The sequence below is a fragment of the Pseudidiomarina halophila genome, assembly GCF_003987215.1.
In the GTDB taxonomy this organism is placed as follows: Bacteria; Pseudomonadota; Gammaproteobacteria; order Enterobacterales; family Alteromonadaceae; genus Pseudidiomarina; species Pseudidiomarina halophila.
On sequence record NZ_PIPW01000001.1, the window covers coordinates 120788 to 138904 of the forward strand.

12 protein-coding genes and 1 tRNA gene are annotated in these 18117 nt (G+C 50.5%); 8 read left to right on the forward strand and 5 right to left on the reverse strand.

The features are described from left to right. Entirely contained in the window at positions 1–654 is a 654-nt protein-coding gene (locus CWI69_RS00485) for a 3'-5' exonuclease (protein WP_126760931.1), read from the forward strand. Positions 655–840: 186 nt separating this feature from the next. Here the strand turns inward: CWI69_RS00485 and CWI69_RS00490 are convergent, their stop codons facing one another. Further along, positions 841–1191 carry a LytR/AlgR family response regulator transcription factor gene (locus CWI69_RS00490; RefSeq protein ID WP_126760933.1) on the reverse strand — a complete coding sequence of 117 codons (351 nt, stop codon included), beginning with the start codon at positions 1189–1191 and terminating at the stop codon, positions 841–843. 224 nt (positions 1192–1415) lie between these two features. Here CWI69_RS00490 and CWI69_RS00495 point away from each other — a divergent pair, with 224 nt between their 5' ends. Then, a complete protein-coding gene (locus tag CWI69_RS00495; protein ID WP_126760935.1) occupies positions 1416–3398 on the forward strand; it encodes a S9 family peptidase in 1983 nt (660 codons plus the stop codon). A 70-nt stretch (positions 3399–3468) separates the two neighbouring features. Here the strand turns inward: CWI69_RS00495 and CWI69_RS00500 are convergent, their stop codons facing one another. Further along, positions 3469–6348: a TonB-dependent receptor domain-containing protein gene (locus CWI69_RS00500; protein ID WP_198678860.1), complete on the reverse strand. Its 2880-nt coding sequence runs from the start codon at positions 6346–6348 to the stop codon at positions 3469–3471. A gap of 366 nt (positions 6349–6714) precedes the next feature. Between CWI69_RS00500 and CWI69_RS00505 the strand changes: the two genes are divergently transcribed. The 3 genes from CWI69_RS00505 (at position 6715) to CWI69_RS00515 (ending at position 12751) form a co-directional block, all read left to right on the forward strand. After that, positions 6715–9573 carry a TonB-dependent receptor domain-containing protein gene (locus CWI69_RS00505; RefSeq protein WP_126760937.1) on the forward strand — a complete coding sequence of 953 codons (2859 nt, stop codon included), beginning with the start codon at positions 6715–6717 and terminating at the stop codon, positions 9571–9573. A 101-nt stretch (positions 9574–9674) separates the two neighbouring features. Further along, positions 9675–11243: a tetratricopeptide repeat-containing sulfotransferase family protein gene (locus tag CWI69_RS00510; protein WP_126760939.1), complete on the forward strand. Its 1569-nt coding sequence runs from the start codon at positions 9675–9677 to the stop codon at positions 11241–11243. Between the two features lie 5 nt (positions 11244–11248). Continuing rightward, the gene (locus CWI69_RS00515; protein ID WP_126760941.1) at positions 11249–12751 is read left to right on the forward strand and encodes a tetratricopeptide repeat-containing sulfotransferase family protein; all 1503 of its coding nucleotides are present in this window, start codon (positions 11249–11251) and stop codon (positions 12749–12751) included. Between the two features lie 4 nt (positions 12752–12755). On the opposite strand, the gene CWI69_RS00520 is transcribed toward CWI69_RS00515, so the two are convergent. The 3 genes from CWI69_RS00520 to rpsT all read right to left on the reverse strand — a co-directional run bounded on the left by CWI69_RS00520 (position 12756) and on the right by rpsT (position 14850). Next, entirely contained in the window at positions 12756–14369 is a 1614-nt protein-coding gene (locus CWI69_RS00520; protein ID WP_126760943.1) for a 2OG-Fe(II) oxygenase family protein, read from the reverse strand. A 68-nt stretch (positions 14370–14437) separates the two neighbouring features. Further along, positions 14438–14514, reverse strand: a tRNA-Arg gene (locus tag CWI69_RS00525). 75 nt (positions 14515–14589) lie between these two features. After that, on the reverse strand, positions 14590–14850 hold the full coding sequence (gene rpsT / locus CWI69_RS00530) for a 30S ribosomal protein S20 (RefSeq protein WP_055438433.1): 261 nt from the start codon (positions 14848–14850) through the stop codon (positions 14590–14592). A gap of 168 nt (positions 14851–15018) precedes the next feature. Here rpsT and CWI69_RS00535 point away from each other — a divergent pair, with 168 nt between their 5' ends. The 3 genes from CWI69_RS00535 (at position 15019) to ribF (ending at position 18003) form a co-directional block, all read left to right on the forward strand. Then, on the forward strand, positions 15019–15363 hold the full coding sequence (locus CWI69_RS00535; RefSeq protein WP_126760945.1) for a four helix bundle protein: 345 nt from the start codon (positions 15019–15021) through the stop codon (positions 15361–15363). A gap of 44 nt (positions 15364–15407) precedes the next feature. Further along, the gene (murJ, locus tag CWI69_RS00540) at positions 15408–16949 is read left to right on the forward strand and encodes a murein biosynthesis integral membrane protein MurJ (protein ID WP_126760946.1); all 1542 of its coding nucleotides are present in this window, start codon (positions 15408–15410) and stop codon (positions 16947–16949) included. A 142-nt stretch (positions 16950–17091) separates the two neighbouring features. Then, positions 17092–18003: a bifunctional riboflavin kinase/FAD synthetase gene (ribF, locus tag CWI69_RS00545; RefSeq protein WP_126760947.1), complete on the forward strand. Its 912-nt coding sequence runs from the start codon at positions 17092–17094 to the stop codon at positions 18001–18003. Positions 18004–18117: the final 114 nt, after the last annotated feature.

An 18117-nucleotide genomic window follows, 5' to 3' on the forward strand; every position in this document is an offset into this window, starting at 1 on the left:
ATGAGCGCCTTTATCGACCGCTGGAAAACAGCATTGCAGCATTACTGGCAGCGCCGTCGCAGTTTACAAAAGGCCTGGCGGCAGCACCGCTATATTGCGCTTGATCTGGAGACCAGTGGACTTGACCCTAGATCAGATCAAATCCTCGCCATGGGCTGGGTGGTCATTGAACCGCCGATTATCGATTATCAGCAGGCGCATTACTTTGTCACTCAGGCGCAGCCTGATTTAAAGCAGTCGCCTGTGGTTCATGGTTTGGTGCAACGTGATTTCGTTGATGCCACGCCACCGGAACAGGCATTAGAACGGCTGGCAACAATGTTAGAGGGCGCTGTACTGGTATGTCATCATGTGCAGTTTGACTGGAAGTTTTTGCAGCAGCTGGCGAAGCAGCATCAGATCAAACTCCAGCCGCTGGCGAAATTCGATACGCTAACGTATGAAGCAGCGCGCTTGCGTCAGCAGCAGCATCATATTGCCCGTGGCAGTTTAACTCTGGCGGCCTGTCGCGAGCGCTTCGGCTTGCCGAACTATGAGGCCCATCACGCCTACAGTGATGCAGTGGCATGTGGCGAGTTATTTCTGGCGCAGGCGTATCAGTACGCAGGCAGCAGCTCGGCGTCGTTACAGGAATTATTGGCGAAGGCAAAATAAAAAAACTGCTCCCCGCGGAGTCCATAAGATCCCCAACAGAGAGCAGTCAAAACGGAAGGCAGGCTAACTTACAAAGTTATCGTGATCCAGGGAGAAACGAGATAACCAATCTTATAGCCTGTGATAATCCTACTGCTTTTATGCGCTGTGTGACTTCATTTGTGACCAATGGAGCAATGCCAGGCATTAACTTGCCTGCTCTAACCCCAAACTCTGGAACAAGTCGCGCCGATAAGCATTACCGATGCGAATTTCTTGCCCGTTCTTCAATTCGACCAGCGAGTAGCGTCCAAGTTCACTGGAAATTTCATGTAAGTGATCAATATTTACGATGGCTGACCGATGGACCCTTACAAACTGCTCGTCACCGAGTTTTTCCGCGAGTGAAGTCAGGGTCTCGCGATGCAGCACCATGCTGTCTTGCAGATGAATTTCAACATAGTTCGCTGCGCCCTTTATCCAGACGATTTCTTCAATCGCAATAAAACGAATTCGGCCAATAGATCTCACCGGAATGTAGTTGATTGTGCTCGCCATACATCACCTCGTTGTCGTTGTGTTATGTGAGTGGTTGAAACGAAAATGACTATGACAGGCCTAGGCAGAGAAGGGTATTTAAGCTTTCTGAAGACTTCTTAAATTCAGTTAAAAAGCTTTAAAAACAGCGGGATAAAGCTTTATTGACGGCTGAGATCTTTCCCTTTTTCAGAAATACGTTCTATGGTTAATCAACTTACGACCATTTAATTAGGAGATTACTCATGGCGAGCTTTCGCATGCTCAGTGTTGTCCTGCTCGGTTTGAGCTTAAGTTACTCAGCTACGGTGACGGCGCAGACGAGCGAGAATACAGATAAACGCACAGAAGAAACCGCAACCCGTACGCTGAATAATGGCAATCTGGTACTGGAAAATATTCCTCCAATTCCTGCGCGTATTGGCGAGCAACTGAACCGCTACCAGAATATTCGTTCCGCAGCCTTTCGGAGTTTTAGCGCCGATGGTGACGCTATTTATATCAGCACCCGGTTTGGCGATGTCGCGCAAATCCACAAAGTGAGCGAAGCAGGGGGTTATCGGCAGCAATTAACCTTTTTTGATGAGCCTGTTGGCGGTATAGCGCGTCAACCACACAGCAATACCATGATTTTTACTATGGACGCCGGTGGCAATGAATTTAGTCAGCTATTTAAGTTAGATCCAGCTAGCGGTGATTACCACATGTTAAGTGACGGTGAATCACGCAATGGCGCTGTGGTGTGGAGTCACGATGGCAGCAAGTTTGCCTATCAGAGTACGCGGCGTGATGGTCGCTCGAACGATATCTGGGTGATGGATCCTGACCGTCCGGATGAGGCAGAGCTGGTGGTGGCCGCGCCTGACGGCAGCTGGTGGGGCCCGGTTGACTGGAATCACGATAGCAGTAAGTTGCTGGTGGTGCAGTACGTGAGTATTACCGATGTGCGCATTCATGAACTCGATGTGCAGGAAGGCGAGCTGCGATTAGTTGAAGGTGGTGAGCTTGGCACTAATGCGAATTATCCACTGGCTTACCGTAAGGATGGCGAAGGTTTTTTCTTTACCACTGATCAATTTTCCGACTTTACGCAACTAGCATTCCGTAACACTACCACGGGCGAAGTGGAGGTGATTACCAAAGACATTGCATGGAATGTCGATAACTTTGCTCTTAGTGATGATGGTCGTCAGGCTGCTTTTACCATTAATGAAGAGGGCATGAGCCAGCTTTACCGTCTGGATCCTGAGAGCTTTGCCATGCAGCGGGTGAGCGGCATACCCGTAGGCGTGGTGGGTGGGCTGACCTTTAGTCCTGATGGCACGCGTCTGGCACTGAGTATTAACACGCCGAAATCACCAACAGATGTGTATGTACTCGACAGCGATGATCAGTTGGCTCGTTGGACCTTCAGTGAGGTTGGCGGTTTGAACACGGAGAACTTTGTTGAACCGGAGCTGGTTAAATTTGAGAGCTTTGACGGGCTGACGGTGCCTGCCTTTGTGTACAAACCGCAGCAGGATGGACCGCATCCGGTCATCATCTCCATCCATGGTGGCCCGGAATCACAATACCGGCCTTATTTCAGTAGCACCATTCAAATGTGGGTGCAGCAACTTGGCGCGGCAGTGATTGCACCCAATGTGCGCGGCTCGGCTGGCTACGGCAGTGAGTACGTCAGTCTCGATAACGCCTTTAACCGCGAAGATTCGGTGAAGGACATCGGCGCCTTGCTTGACTGGATCGATTCTCAGCCCGAACTTGATGCAAGCAGGGTGGCAGTCATAGGTGGCAGCTACGGTGGCTATATGGTGCTTGCCAGCGCGGTACATTACAGTGATCGGTTGCAGGCTGCGGTGGATATCGTCGGTATTTCTAACTTTGTGACCTTTTTGACCAATACTGAGGACTACCGGCGGGATCTGCGCCGTGCCGAGTATGGTGACGAACGCGATCCGAAAATGCGCGCACATCTTGAAGCTATCAGTCCAAGTAATCAGGTCGAAAAAATAGCGGTACCCATGTTTGTGGTGCAAGGCGAAAACGATCCGCGGGTTCCGGTGACGGAGGCTGAGCAGATTGTCGAGGCACTACGAGCGAACAATAAGACCGTGTGGTACATGAATGCATTAAATGAAGGACACGGTTATCGGAAAAAAGAGAACCGTGACATATATGAACAGGCGACGGTGCTGTTTTTCGAGAACTATTTGTTACCTGAGGACTAGCCGCGTAAAACCGACAATGACAAGAAAGCCCCACCTTTGCCAGTGGGGCTTTTTTATTAATGCTGAAGCGTTAGAACCTGTATTCGAAACCGGCAAAGAAATAACGACCTAAGGCATCATAGAATGATGGGAAGGTGTTACCGTTATCGCCCAATTGGTTCGGAACAAGAGGAGCATCATTGTCGAGCAGGTTATTTACCCCGACATTGATCTGACCGCCAGCGAGTACACTGAACTGCGCGGTGAGGTCGACATAGTTCTCAGCACCAAGGTCAAAGTCGCTGCTGATATGATCAACGCCACCTAAATAACGCCAGTTCATCGAGAGCGTCATATCCCACGGCGTGACCCAGGTCGAACGCAGGTTATGCTGCCACTCAGGGTTCGGACTACCACAACTACCGCCCCAGATGCCTGCACATTCGATCAGGTCGCTGCCCGGCTGTGGCAACTCATCGAAGTTCATAAAGTAAGTGCCAACCAGGTTGAACTTCAGGCGGCCCATATCATTTAAGCGCACAATGTAGTTCGAGTTAATGTCGACACCCGTGCGACGCAGATAGCCGATGTTGACGTTGGTGGCGGTGATATAGCCTTCAGCACCCTGCCAGATAGAGCCGTTGTCGTTACGGTTAATGAGGTCACAGTAGGTCGCATCGCCCGTTGCCAGACATTGATCCAGCGAGAAGATGGGATCCACAATACCTACTGCATTTTCAACATCGATATCAAAGTAATCAACAGAGATATCAAAGTCGTTGTCCAGGTGTGGACGCCAGACAAAACCGATCGCTTTGGTTTCAGAGGTTTCGGCATCCAGATTAGGGTTGCCGCCTTGCATGTAGTTGTATTGACCAGCCGGATTATCAAAGATCGAACCGTATTGCTCAGCGGTTACGCCGGTGTTTGCACAGGCTTCAAAACTCGCAGTTGGGTTGCTACCTGCGCATGGATCTTCGGCCATATCGAACAAGTTCAGGCCCTGCGGCTGGAACAGTTCACGAATGTTGGCATGACGGACCGCGCTTTGGAAGCTGGTACGCAGCTTAAAGGTGTCGGTCACATCCCAACCCAGAGCTACTTTATATGTATCGGTATCGATGCCCGTTGAGTAGTCGGAATAACGGTAACCGAGATCAAGTATCATGGTGTCAGCAAAGCTGGCATCAGTCACCAGTGGGATTTGAATTTCGGTGTAGATTTCATCCACGCTCAAATCGCCGTTGACCGGCACTGAAGGTCCGCCCTGTCCCGCGCCGTCACCACTTTGGAATGCTGAGTCCGGCTCATAGCGCAGTGCTTCACTGCGATGGGTATAACCAAACAAGACCGACGGCCCCATATACGCCCATGGTGACTTGATGTCGCTCATGCTGAGATCACCCACGGTGTAGGCATTAAACTCACGGAGCTGGGTTTCACCTTTGGCGTATAGCGGCAGCGTCAGATACGCGAGTTGCTCGTCGTTGATGCCGTTAGGCTGGAACACGTTCCAGGGCACACAGCTTGGATCCAGACCTTCAAGTGCGGAACGACAGACTGCCTCACCAGTTTCTGGATCCGCAACAATATCTAACGCCCGTTTGATGGCGGTGTTGCTCAAATCGTTTTGATAAACTTCGCTGTAAGCTACGTCACCGGCATTGAAGGATACATCGTACGTCCAGTCGCGGCTGATCTCACCGCGCACCCCGGCAACCAGCCGATGGGAAATATGCTGCAAGTCGGCATAACGAGGACCGCCTTCGACATTGCGCTTGGCAAAGGTGGCTGAGAAGCTGTCATCAGCGCCATAACCACGATCGGCACACATGGTCTGGTACTGGTCTTCGGACAACAGCGGGTTGCTACAATTGAAATTCACGTCAAGGAAGAAGGAACCGGACTGGGCAATTTGCGCCAGACTATGATCTTTCATGTAACCCACTTCAGCGAAGAACTCAGCATGTTCGTTCACGTAGTACTTAGCGAAGCCGCCGAGGGTGGTACGGGTATCCGGGCGTTGGAAGTAGTTTAATGGCGCATAGTTGTAGACGCGGCCATCGTAATTGATGAACTCGGCACCATCATGAACCCAGGCATTATTGCCCGCCAGCCAGAGGCCGTCAGGAATCGTGGCTGAGCCAGAGCAACGCCAATTGTCTGGTGAACCGGCTAAAGCACATGCACTGTTCTCGCGGTTGTCCTGGGTAATACCCTGGATATCGCGGTAGGTTGCATAAATGGTTACGTTACCGTTGCCGTCGGCTGAGTTCGCACCCATGATCAACGAGTAGTCGTTCATGTGGCCGTCAGTGACGTTACTATCGGGTAATGGGAAGCCAGAGTTTTTATTCGCTTGCGCAGCTGCACTGTTATTATTGTTGTTATGCTGATAGAAGCTGTTTTGATAGCCGAACTTAACCCCCTCGAATTCATCGTCCATGATGAAATTGACGACGCCAGCGACCGCATCGGAACCATAGGTCGCCGAGGCACCACCGGTCAGCAGTTCGACGTTTTTGATCAGTGCTGCCGGAATCTGGTTTAAATCTGCAGCAATCCCGGATTGAGCTGGCGAACCCATGACCATACGACGGCCGTTGATCAACGCTAAGGTGCGGTAAGAGCCCAAACCACGTAACGAGACGGTGGCGGTGCCAGTGGCACCGTTGGTATCGGTGGATGCCTGGCCTGGAAAAACCTGCGGCAAGTCATTTACCAAGTCTTCGGTGCGTACGGCACCGGAAAACTCGAATTCTTCTGCGGTAACTTGTGAGACTGGACTGGAGCTGACTACGTTAGTTGACTGTGGGATCCGTGAACCGGTGACCTGAATACGTTCCTGTGCTTGTTCAACTTGCTCGTCGCTGGCACTTTCCTGCGCGCTCGCGATGGTTGGCGTTGCTGCCAGCACAGCGACGGTTAGTGCCGCCTGCACGGAACGTGCAACAAAAGATTTTTGCATCATGATGATACTCCCTAGAGATGGATTGTTGTTTTACTTTGTTGTGCCAAAGCACGCGGCAAGCTAGCGAGTCAGGCTGGGGATGCGGTAGAAAAGGTACTAATCAGGAGTAAGGTGTGAAGAAAACTGCAAATGTAGGGAAAACTTAAGTTAAAGGTTAATCTGAATAAATTCACCGGATTGACTGAAATTCGTCCACTTTAGATGCTTGCTCTATTATGAGTTTTTGATTAGTATCAAGAGGACTTATTCGTGATTGGGCGCGAAATCCATGCCCTTTAACGACTTAAGTACTTGCCAGATGGGCTTTTCTCAGCCGATTTGGTTTGTTTGAAAATCACTAATCCTAAGTGATCCAGGGAGAAGATAATGTATAAGAATAGCAAAATGGCTAAGTCTATCCGCTTAGCGTTAATGTTCGGTGGCGCTTCTCTTGCCATGTCAGGAACTGCAGCAGCTCAAGCGCAGGCTGACGAAGAGCAAGCAGAAGAAGCTCAAGAGCGAATCACGGTAACGGGTTCGCGTATCAAACGTACTGACTATGAATCATCAAGCCCAGTACAAATCACTTCATCAGAAGAAATTAAAGCTTCTGGTTTTACCCGTATTGAAGATTTGATGAACAGCCTGCCTCAGGTAGAAGCTGCGCAAACTTCATTCATCGCTAACGGCGCATCTGGTGTTGCTACCCTTGACCTTCGTGGTATCGGTGTGAACCGTACGTTGGTACTGATGAACGGTCGTCGTCTACAGCCAGGTGGTGTTTATTCACAAGCGCCTGACGTTAACCAAATCCCAGCGGCTTTGGTTGAGCGTGTAGAAGTTCTGACAGGTGGTGGTTCTGCAACTTACGGTGCCGATGCGGTAGCCGGTGTTGTTAACTTCGTGATGAAAGATGACTTTGAAGGCGTTGAAATCAACGTTGGCGCTTCAGGTTATCAGCACAATAACAACAACGAATACATCCAGGGTTTGATGGATCAGCGTAACTTTGATTACCCGAACGGTGGTTCTGGTATCGAAGGTAAAAGTTATAACATCGACCTGACCATGGGTGGCACCTTCGCTGGCGGTAAAGGTCACGCGACTGCATACGCTACTTGGCGTCAAATCAACGAAATGCGTCAGGAAACACGTGATTACTCATCATGTGCTCTGAACTCAGCTGGTACGGCTTGTGGTGGTTCTTCTACTGCACCATTGCCAAATACCTTCTTTGCGCCAATCGTAAATGGCGAGTATGACCTTGACCAGGAAGTCTGGTGGTCATTGAACCAAGACGGTAGCTTCTCTCCATATGACGGCAGCAACGTTTATAACTACGCGCCAGTCAACCACTTCATGCGTCCTGACACCCGTTACACTATGGGTGCGTTCGTAAACTACGAAGTGAGCGACGTTTTCCGTCCGTACATGGAAATCAGCTACATGCATGACCGTACTGCAGCGCAAATCGCTGAATCTGGTACGTTCTACGCATTCCAGGCTCGTTTAGACGTGGATAGCCCGTTGTTCAGCGACGCGCAGCGTCAACAGTTCTACGATCAATTCGGTCCAGACGTTGAGCAAGTCGGTGCCTACATCGGTAAGCGTAACGTTGAAGGTGGTCCACGGATGAACAACCTGGAGCACAGCGCGTACCGTATCGTAGCTGGTTCTGAAGGTTACCTGAGTGCAAACTGGTCATATGACTTGTCATTCCAGTACGGCTCAACTTCTTCAAGCACTGCGTACGTCAATGACTTCTACATTCCTTATGTAGGTCAGGCGTTGGGTGCTGAAGGTTATGATTCGTGTGGCGAAGGTTGTACTCCATACCAGGTCTTTACTCCAGGTGGCGTAACAGGTGAAGCTGCTGACCAACTCGGTGGTGTTGCTATCATGACCGGCGTAACTTCACAGCGTATCGTGAACGGTTACCTGACCGGTGAATTGGACGCAACATTCCCGACTTCAGATCTTCCAACTGCTGCAGTAATTGGTTTTGAGTCGCGTGAAATCGACTTCGAACGTATTGCTGACACCATCTATCAGGAAGGTGCGTTGGCTGGTCAAGGTGGTCCTACTAACAGCTTAGCTGGTGGTTATACCGTTAAAGAAATCTTCAGTGAGTTAAGTGTTCCACTTGCTGAAGGCCGTCCAGGTATTGAGAGCATGACGTTAGACTTAGGTCTGCGTTTCTCTGACTACAGCACGTCTGGTAAAGAAACGACTTATAAAGTTGCATTGGATTACAACATCACTTCAGATTGGAAACTTCGTGCAAGCTATAACCGCGCGGTACGTGCTCCAAACGTTGCTGAATTGTTCTCTGCAACTTCAGTTGGTCTATGGCAAGGTACTGACCCATGTGCCGGTGCAAACCCTGAGTACACGCAGGCACAGTGTGCGAACACTGGCGTGAGCGCGTCTCAATACGGTAACGTTGATGCAAACCCTGCATCTCAGTACAACGGCTTGTTCGGCGGTAACGTCAACCTCGACCCGGAAGTTGCTGATACCTACACCGTTGGTATCGTTGCTAACCCAACTGATAACCTGAACTTCACCCTTGACTACTGGGCGATCGATATCGCTGACGTTATCGGTACTGTTGGTGCACAAAACACGCTTGATCAGTGTGCTTTAACTGGTCAGGCTCAGTACTGTGACAACGTTGTTCGCGCGCCTTCAGGCAGCTTGTGGCGTGGTAGCAATGGCTACGTTATTGCAACTAACGTAAACGTTGGTGAAGAAACGTACCGTGGTGTTGACTTGAACGCTAACTACATCATGGAAGACGTGATGGGCGGTACAGTTACAGCACGTATGAACGGTTCATACTACCTTGAAAAATATGCTGATAGCACCGGCCAGGATTGTGCTGGTTTAGTTAACTCAGTATGTTTCCCGCAGCCAGACTGGCGTCACTCGTTAACAGTGACCTACTCGTCTGATTCGTTCTGGACTGCTCAGGCGAAATGGCGTTACTTCGGTGAAGTTGGCTATGACGAAGATGTCGACCAACTGTTGATCGCTGATGGCGGTATCAAAGCGCAAAGCTACCTTGATATCGTAACCACGTTCGATCTGAACGAAAACACGTCATTGTTATTCGGTGTGAACAACATCCTTGACAAAGAGCCACCATTGGTTGGCGGTGCAATCGCAACTAACGCAAACACAATTGCTGGTTTCTACGACACATTGGGTCGTTACATCCACGCAAACGTGACTTTCCGCTTCTAATAGCGAGTAAATTAGCGTTAAATAAAACGGCGACATTTTTGTCGCCGTTTTTATTTGTCAGTCCGAAAAAATGACACCTGTCAGTTATAGGAAAAGTAAGTATGAAAGAGCAGTCAGAAGTTCCTTCGGTTCAGCAACTCGGCCAGTACATTAATGCGCTGCTAAAAGGCGGCCAACAGCAAGCCGCACGCGACTATATTGATCAACAAGTAGAGCTTGCTCCGGAGTCGGCAGCAATTGTTCACTTAGCGGCTCAGGTTCATCATCAGACCGGCGAACTGCGTAGCTCGTTGGCGCATCTTAATAAAGCGATTGAGTTAGTGCCCAATCAGGCAGCGTTCTATATCGACCGATTGCATTTACTCAATCGTTTGCGTGAGCGAAAAGAGCTCGCCAAAGCGTTAGAAAAGGCGCAAAAAATAGCGCCAGAGAATAAAGGTTACCAACAGCAGTTGGCGCGTTTTTACACCCAGCTGGATCGACCTGAGCAGGCGTTAAAGTTACTTGCGCCGTTGCGCGAGGCGCACGGAGATGATCCGGTATTAGCCTTCGATGAAGCGTTAAATCAGTGGTTTTGTAATAAGCCTAAAGCTGCTGAGAAGACCTTAATGCCGGTTTGCGAACATGAAAAAGCGCCCAGCATGGCATTTTATGTGCGGGCGTTATTGCGCAAGCAAACCAAAGCAAAAAACCATGTAACCGAACTTGCTGAGCGAGCTCGCGCCGATCAGGTTGCAGATACGCCATTGTGGTTCGCGCTGGGCAAAGAATACGATGATTTAAACGAGCACGAGCAGGCATTTGACGCGGTAACCAAGGGCAATTCTCTACAAAAAAAGATTACGCCTTATAATGAAGAGGCGGAGCTGCAGGCACTTAAACAAATGGTTGAGGTAGCGCAGCAGTGGAAAACCTCGGGACGCGCAACGACCAAGGCTGCGGTTACGCCGATTTTTATCGTCAGTATGCCCGGCAGTGGCGCAACTTTAGTTGAGCGGTACCTGCATGCACATCCAGAGGTGAAATCTGCTGGTGAGTTCCCGGATTTTCCGCAGCTGCTTGGCGACGCGATCAGTACCTATTTGAACGAACACCCGGACGCCTCGCGCGCGCAAGCTATCACTAAACTCAACTACAGTGAACTGGGTAAAGCCTATTTGCGCCGTCTCAAGGAAGTCGCTGATGGCCACAGTTATGTGGTAGACAAACTGCCGTTTAACTTTTTGTACTGTGGGATGCTAAAAAAAGCACTGCCGAACGCCAGGATTATTCATGTGCAACGCGATGCGCTGGATACCTGCTGGTCGATATACCGTACCTTGTTCGCTGATCGCTACGCCTTTGCCTACGAGCAAAGCGAATTAGGACATTATTACGCTCACTATCAGGCAGTTATGCAAGCCTGGCAACAGACGCTAGGCGACGAGTTACTGACGGTCTCTTATGAAGCCATGATAAAAGACAACGACGCGACGCAGCAGGCTGTGCTGGAATTTTGTGGCTTGCAGGCAGCAGCGGAACAAGCGGACTTCGTAAAACAGGTGCCAACTGCGACCACAGCGCGTGGCGAGCCTTTGATTACGCGTTTGTATCGTCAGGGAATCGGCCACAGCAAACCGTACCAGCAGCAGCTGCAGGCGCTTGAGCAAGCCCTGACGGAAAAGGTATAAGTGCTTTGGCAACGCCAGAATCGCAACAAATAGAGGCAGGTTATCAGCGCCTTGTTGCAGCACCAGAACAACTGAACCTGCTCGATCAGGTTGCGGCGCTGGCGCTGCAAGCCGGCGCTACTCAGCGTGCAGCCGATATCTACCTTGAGTTTATTGGTCACCACTCTCAACACGCCGGTGCGCAGTTTAACTGTGGCTATTATTGCCGTGCCGCGGGCTATTATCAGCAGGCCATCGAGCATTATCAGCAGGCATTAGCGCTGGGTATCAGTCAGCCTGAAGAGGTGCACACCAATATTGGCGTGATCTATAACGAAGGCCTATTACAAAATGATGCGGCGATAGCAGCGTTCACCGCGGCGCTTAAGGTAAAGCCCGGCTATGTTCCAGCGCTTTATAATCTGGCGAATTGTTATGAACAGAACGGTGATAAAGTCGCCGCTGCACGGTATTTCACCGAAGTGATTAAACAGGCTCCTGACTTTGCTATGGCTTATGTGCGACTCGCTGACGTGCACCGCGCAGAAGCCGCAGATGACCCTCTGATTGTAAAGCTGAAGCAATTGGTCGAAGAACCGCGATTGCCCCTTACGCAGCGTATCGATGCCGCTTATGCCTTAGGTAAGTTGTTCAACGACTGCCAGGCTTATGCCGAGGCCTGGCAGTTTTATCAGCAAGCGAATGAGTGGAATGCCACCACCATGCCGGCGTGGGACGCGGACAAACAACGTGCGTTGCTTAACACTTTGCGCGCAGAATTTAGTGCGCCTTTCGCAGTTTCTAAAGCTGCTGCCGATGCTGTTGCGGAGGGCTGTGAGAGCATGAGGCCGGTCTTTGTCTGTGGCATGTTCCGTTCCGGCTCGACGCTGGTGGAGCAAATGCTCGGCGCCCATACGGAAATTGTTTCGGGCGGTGAGTTGGAGTTTTTCCCGCGATTATGGCGCAGGATCGAAACACAGGGGCTGTCTGGATTTTTGCAACAGCAGAGTAATGCAGAGCTGGCTCAACTTGGTTCTGACTATTTAAACTTTGTGCGTGAGCGACTTGGCGAAGTAAGTTATTTTACCGATAAGCGGCCTGATACGATCTGGTTGCTGGGTCTCATCAAGCAGGTGTTGCCGCAAGCGAAGTTTATCGTCACCCGACGCCAGCCACTGGATAATGCCCTCTCGGTCTACTTTACCCGACTTGGCCCCGCTATGTCCTATGCCAACCGCTTCGAAGATATTCTGGCGTTCATGGAAATGGAGCGTGAGCTGCTTGCCCACTGGCAAACTGTGTTCGGCGATCACTTACAGGTGGTTGATTACGATGATCTGGTGGTGGACCCCGAGCGCGAGCTTGGCGCAGTATTACGTGGACTTGGTTTGGACTGGCAGGAGCAGTGTCTGGATTTCCACCAACGTGCTAACAGTGTCCGTACCGCCAGCGTATGGCAGGTGCGTCAGCCGCTTTATCAAAGCTCGTCGGGGCGCTGGCGCAATTATCAGGCTTTTCTGCCGAAATAGGTCTTTACCAGGCAGGCGAAATATCGCACGGCGCTGTCATGCGCACTCCGTCGCCATGGAACGGGACTGTACCGTGAAAGAAGTAGCTGGGGAAGAATACACAGTAGCCTACCTGCGGACAGACCGCGTATTCCTGTGCTTCGATACCCGGTAATGGTAGTCCGGAGTTACCAAACTTGATCCAACCCGCACGCTGGGGATCATCAGCTTGCACCTGTGGCGGCAGTTGAATGTAGGTACAACAGGAAATCCAGCCTTCCGGATGCACATGATTGGAGTGAAAGCCGTTTTCGCTAAGACGCACTGACCAGGCACCGGTAAAGCGCGTGCCGTGGCTTTTGCGCTGTAAAAACGGATGTCTGGCATCGTCGGGCAGGGTGGCGACGTATTTTGCCGCAGCGGCTTCGAGCATGGCTCTGAATTCACCAATGATCGGCGCCTGTTGAGCAAACAAATTACCGACGGTTTGAGTACCGTTGCGAACACTTTGATCCAGCGGTTGTTGTTTGGTTTTGTGCAAGCCTTGCAAGGTCTGCCCTAACTCCGCCATAAAGGTGTCGCGATCGGCGTAGCCTTCCGGCGGTTCCAACGCAATAATTTTGACGAAATCCTGATAGTTGTTGAGTTTTTCCGCTTCAGCATCACCGAGTGCGTGCAAACACAATGCTTTATATGCCAGCATCTCCTGACTGCGCGGATGAAATTTTTCGACCGCCTGGAACTGCGGTAACGCTTTAGCAAAGTCGCCCTGACGCATTAACGAGGTAGCGTAATCAATACGATGCCTCAATACGTCCGGCTGTGCCTCAACCGCCTGCTGATAGGCCTGCAAGGCTTCAGTATAGCGTTCTAAGCGTGACAAGGCTGATCCTTGTAAATGAGAAAACTCTGCAGCGTCCGGGAATTTCTCCAGTGCCTGGCTGCAGGTTCGCAGACAATCTTCTGCGCGATTCGCCATAAGCAAATGTGCACATTTGCTGTAATGCAGTGCGCGGGAATCAGGTACACGAGCCAGGGCGTCATCAAGTGATAGCAAAAACTTAGCTTGCGGCCCATGCTCCCAATACAATTTATTAAGAGCGATATGCGCATCGATGTACTCGGGCAATTGGGTGACCAGATTTTGCAGCAGCCGTTCGGTTTCGTCGTGCTTTTCGAGATCGTAGTAGACGCAGGCCAGTAAGTAATCAATGAGTGGCGATGGCTGTGCCAGGTTTTGTCTTGCCGTGAGTAAGGCTTTTAAGGCTTGTTCCAGACGTCCCATGCTGCGGTAAAGTTTGCCCAGCAAAAAGTACGGCTCTGGTTGCTGAGATTGTTGGCCGAGCAGCAGTTGGCAATGTTTTTGCGCCAACTCAAATTGGCCGTTATCAATATACAGGCCAATCAGTGTTTTACGTGAGGCGTGATGCTGTGGCTGGTATTTTAGCGCGCTGTTCAGGTGGCTTGCGGCCGCTTTAGCCTGGCCTTGTTGCTGCAGGCTTAAACCCATGAGATGCAAAACATCTGCATGTTTGGCGTTATAACGCAGAAGTTTTCTACAGTGGTGCTCCGCTGCGCTAAACTGCGCCGCCTGGAACGCCTGAACTGCTTGCTGAAACAGCTGTTGCAAATCACTCATAGACTACATCGTTTAATTGTTATGCAGTTTTTTTAACAGAGTGTTTGAAACTTAGCAAGTTTTGGTAATGGCGTCTCCGGCAGGAGTCGAACCTGCGACCTGCCCCTTAGGAGGGGGCTGCTCTATCCAGCTGAGCTACGGAGACGTTGTTGGAAGACATAAAAAAACCGGCAGCGGGGCCGGTTTTTTTATAAAAGGATGTCAGACCCCAAAAGGAATCTTACAGCGCGTTGATTTTCGCGCTTAAGCGGCTCTTGTGACGAGCTGCTTTATTCTTGCCGATAAGGCCTTTAGTTGCGTAGCGGTCAAGAATCGGTTGAAGGCCAGTAAATGCCTGCTGGGCAGCCGCTTTATCGCCTGCTTCAATCGCAGTAATTACTTTTTTCAACTGGGTACGCATCATTGAGCGACGGCTCGCGTTATGGCGACGGTTCTTTTCCGCTTGTACCGCACGCTTTTTAGCAGACTTAATGTTAGCCAAGGTGAACTCCTAAAATTCGTTATCTGTGTGCATTGGTTTAATAGGGCGGGGAATATGCCTGTTTTTGGAATGAAAGTCAAGAGTGAAAAGCGTTATTCGTTATTCGTACGCTTCGCTGTTCGTACGCTATGCTGTTCGATTAAACATCAAACCCATGGATGGTGGAACATGACCAGAAAACTGTTAGTTAAAGAGGTGAGTGTTGAGTTGTGTTGTGAAATTTATCAGCTAACTCATTCATTTCCGGCCCATGAAAAATTTGGCCTGGCAGGTCAAATGCAAAGGAGCGCGGTCAGTGTACCTAGTAATATTGCCGAGGGTTCTCAACGTGGTTCGCGTAAGGACTTCTTGAGATTCTTATATATTGCCCGGGGGTCACTTGCTGAACTTGAGACACAATTGCAAATCGCTTACCGACTTGGCTATATTCGGGCGTACGAAAATCATTTATTATCACGAACATATCAACTGTTAAATGCGCTTATTGCAGCAATAAAGCAACGAGCAGCGTAGCGTACGAACAGCGAAGCGTACGAATAACGAAGAACGGGGTTTCCTTGTCTAAATCTTTAACTAAATCAGGGATTATCGTTAGCGCTATGACGTTTATCTCGCGCGTCATGGGCTTGGTGCGTGATGTAGTGATCGCTAACCTGATGGGGGCGGGAGCTGCGGCTGATGTGTTCTTTTTCGCCAACAAAATTCCGAATTTTCTGCGTCGCTTGTTCGCTGAAGGGGCGTTTGCGCAGGCGTTTGTGCCGGTGCTTACTGAGTACCGACGGGGCAAGGATATTGATGAGCAACGCCTTTTAATTGCCCGGGTTTCAGGCACTTTGGGTACTCTGGTAACCATTGTCACGCTGGTGGGTGTGGTTGGATCGCCGATTATTGCGGCATTATTTGGTACTGGTTGGTTTCTTGATTGGTACCATGGTGGGCCGCAAGGCCATAAGTTTGTACTTGCGTCCGATTTGTTGCGGATTACCTTCCCGTATTTGTGGTTCATTACCTTTACGGCGCTGGCTGGCGCGATTTTAAATACTCTCGGCAAATTTGCGGTGGCGGCGTTTACGCCGGTGTTCCTGAATATCGCTATTATTGTCTTTGCGCTGTGGCTGGGTCCGCAGATGGAAAATCCTGAGTTCGCATTGGCCTGGGGTGTTTTCGTTGGTGGCGCGGTACAGTTTTTGTTTCAAATTCCTTTTTTAAAACGCGCGGGGCTGTTGGTTCGGCCGCGCTGGGGGTGGGGCGATCCGGGCGTCACTAAGATTCGGAAACTGATGATTCCGGCGATGTTTGGCGTATCGGTGAGCCAGATTAATTTGCTGTTCGATACGTTGATCGCGTCGTTTCTGATGAGTGGTTCCATTAGCTGGCTCTATTACTCCGACCGTTTGCTGGAATTTCCGCTGGGGTTATTTGGTATTGCGATTGCGACGGTGATTTTGCCAGCGCTAAGTTCCCGCCACGTGGATAAATCGTCAGAAGAATTCAGTCGCACGCTGGATTGGGGGATCCGTACCGTGGTGGTGTTGGGGCTGCCAGCTATGGCGGGTCTGATTATGCTGGCTGAGCCGATGTTGATGGTGCTGTTTATGCGTGGCGAGTTCACCCCTGAAGATGCACGGCTGGCGTCTTACAGTTTGTTTGCTTATGGGTCGGGCTTATTGAGCTTTATGCTGGTAAAAGTTCTGGCAACCGGATTTTACTCGCGCCAGGACACCAGACGGCCGGTCAAGTACGGCATTATTGCCATGGTTACCAATATGGTATTCAACGTAATCTTTGCCATTCCCTTTGGTTATGTAGGACTGGCCATCGCCACTTCGCTGTCAGCTTTTGTTAATGCTGGTCTGCTGGGCTACAACCTATGGCGCGATGGGGTACTTAAGCGCTACCCGGGAACCTTAACCTATTTTGCAAAAGTTACCCTGGCGGTGGTCGCGATGATCGCCTTGCTGCTGTACTTTACTCCTGCCCGCGACTGGTGGCTGGCTGCTGAACTTACTGCCCGGATCTGGAAATTAACGCAATTAATCGGCGCGGCGGCGGCTCTTTATTTAGTCAGCCTGCTGGTTTTGCGGGTGAAGCTGCGCTAACACAAAGCAGGATCCTGGTGTTCGACGTCTTGATCTTGTTTTAATGCATCCTTAGTGTCTGGTTACCACTTGCTGAGCCTGCTATAATCGCGGCTTTCTTGTACAAATTCGGTCACAGATACCGGCACAATCCTCGAGAGCTATGCAATTAATTCGTGGAATCCATAATATTGCCCGCGAGCAACGCGGCTGCGTCCTCACCATCGGTAACTTCGACGGTGTGCATTTAGGTCATCAGGCGGTGCTTGCGCAAGTTAAATCTCAGGCGTTGGCACGGGGTGTATCAGCTGCGGTGATGACGTTTGAGCCGCAACCGCAGGAGCTGTTCCAGCCGGAGCAAGCGCCGGCGCGGCTGACGAACTTCCGTGAAAAGCATCTGGCGTTGCGGGATCAGGAACTGGATCAACATATCGTCATCGAGTTTAACCGGAAATTTGCGAGCTTACCGGCACGTGAATTTATTGAGCGTGTACTGGTCGAACAGCTGGGCGTCAAATTCCTGGTAGTAGGCGATGATTTTCGCTTTGGCCGCGGCCGGGAAGGTGATTTTACGCTGTTACAAAAAGCGGGCGCAGAACTTGGTTTTGAGGTGGTCGATACCCACAGTTACCGGCAACAGCAACGCCGGGTCAGTAGTACCGCAATTCGGCAGGCGCTCAGTAAGGGTGATTTTGCTGATGCTGCGGCCATGCTGGGGCGGCCCTATGCGTTTCAGGGACGCGTGGTCCACGGTGAAAAAAAAGGCCGCACGATTGGCTTCCCGACAGCGAATATCAAGCTCAAACGATTGCATTCTCCATTACGGGGAGTTTTTGCCGTGCAGGTTGCAACTAAGGATGGCGCAGAGTACCCCGGAGTTGCTAATATTGGTCGCAGACCGACGCTAAATGGCGAACAGGTGCAACTTGAGGTGCATGTGTTCGATTTCGCCGGCGATTTGTATGGTCAACAGTTAAAAGTGACGCCGACGCGGTTTATTCGCGCAGAGCAGAAATTCAGCGATTTTGCCGCTTTAAAAGCGCAAATCGCCCAGGACGCCGAAAACGCCAGGTAAAATCCAGAGCGTTACTAGATATCAGATATTAGTTATTGGTTGCGCTCTCATCTAATAACTAATATCTGATAACTAATAACGCCTTTGATCTCAGATACAATAGGAATCGACAAC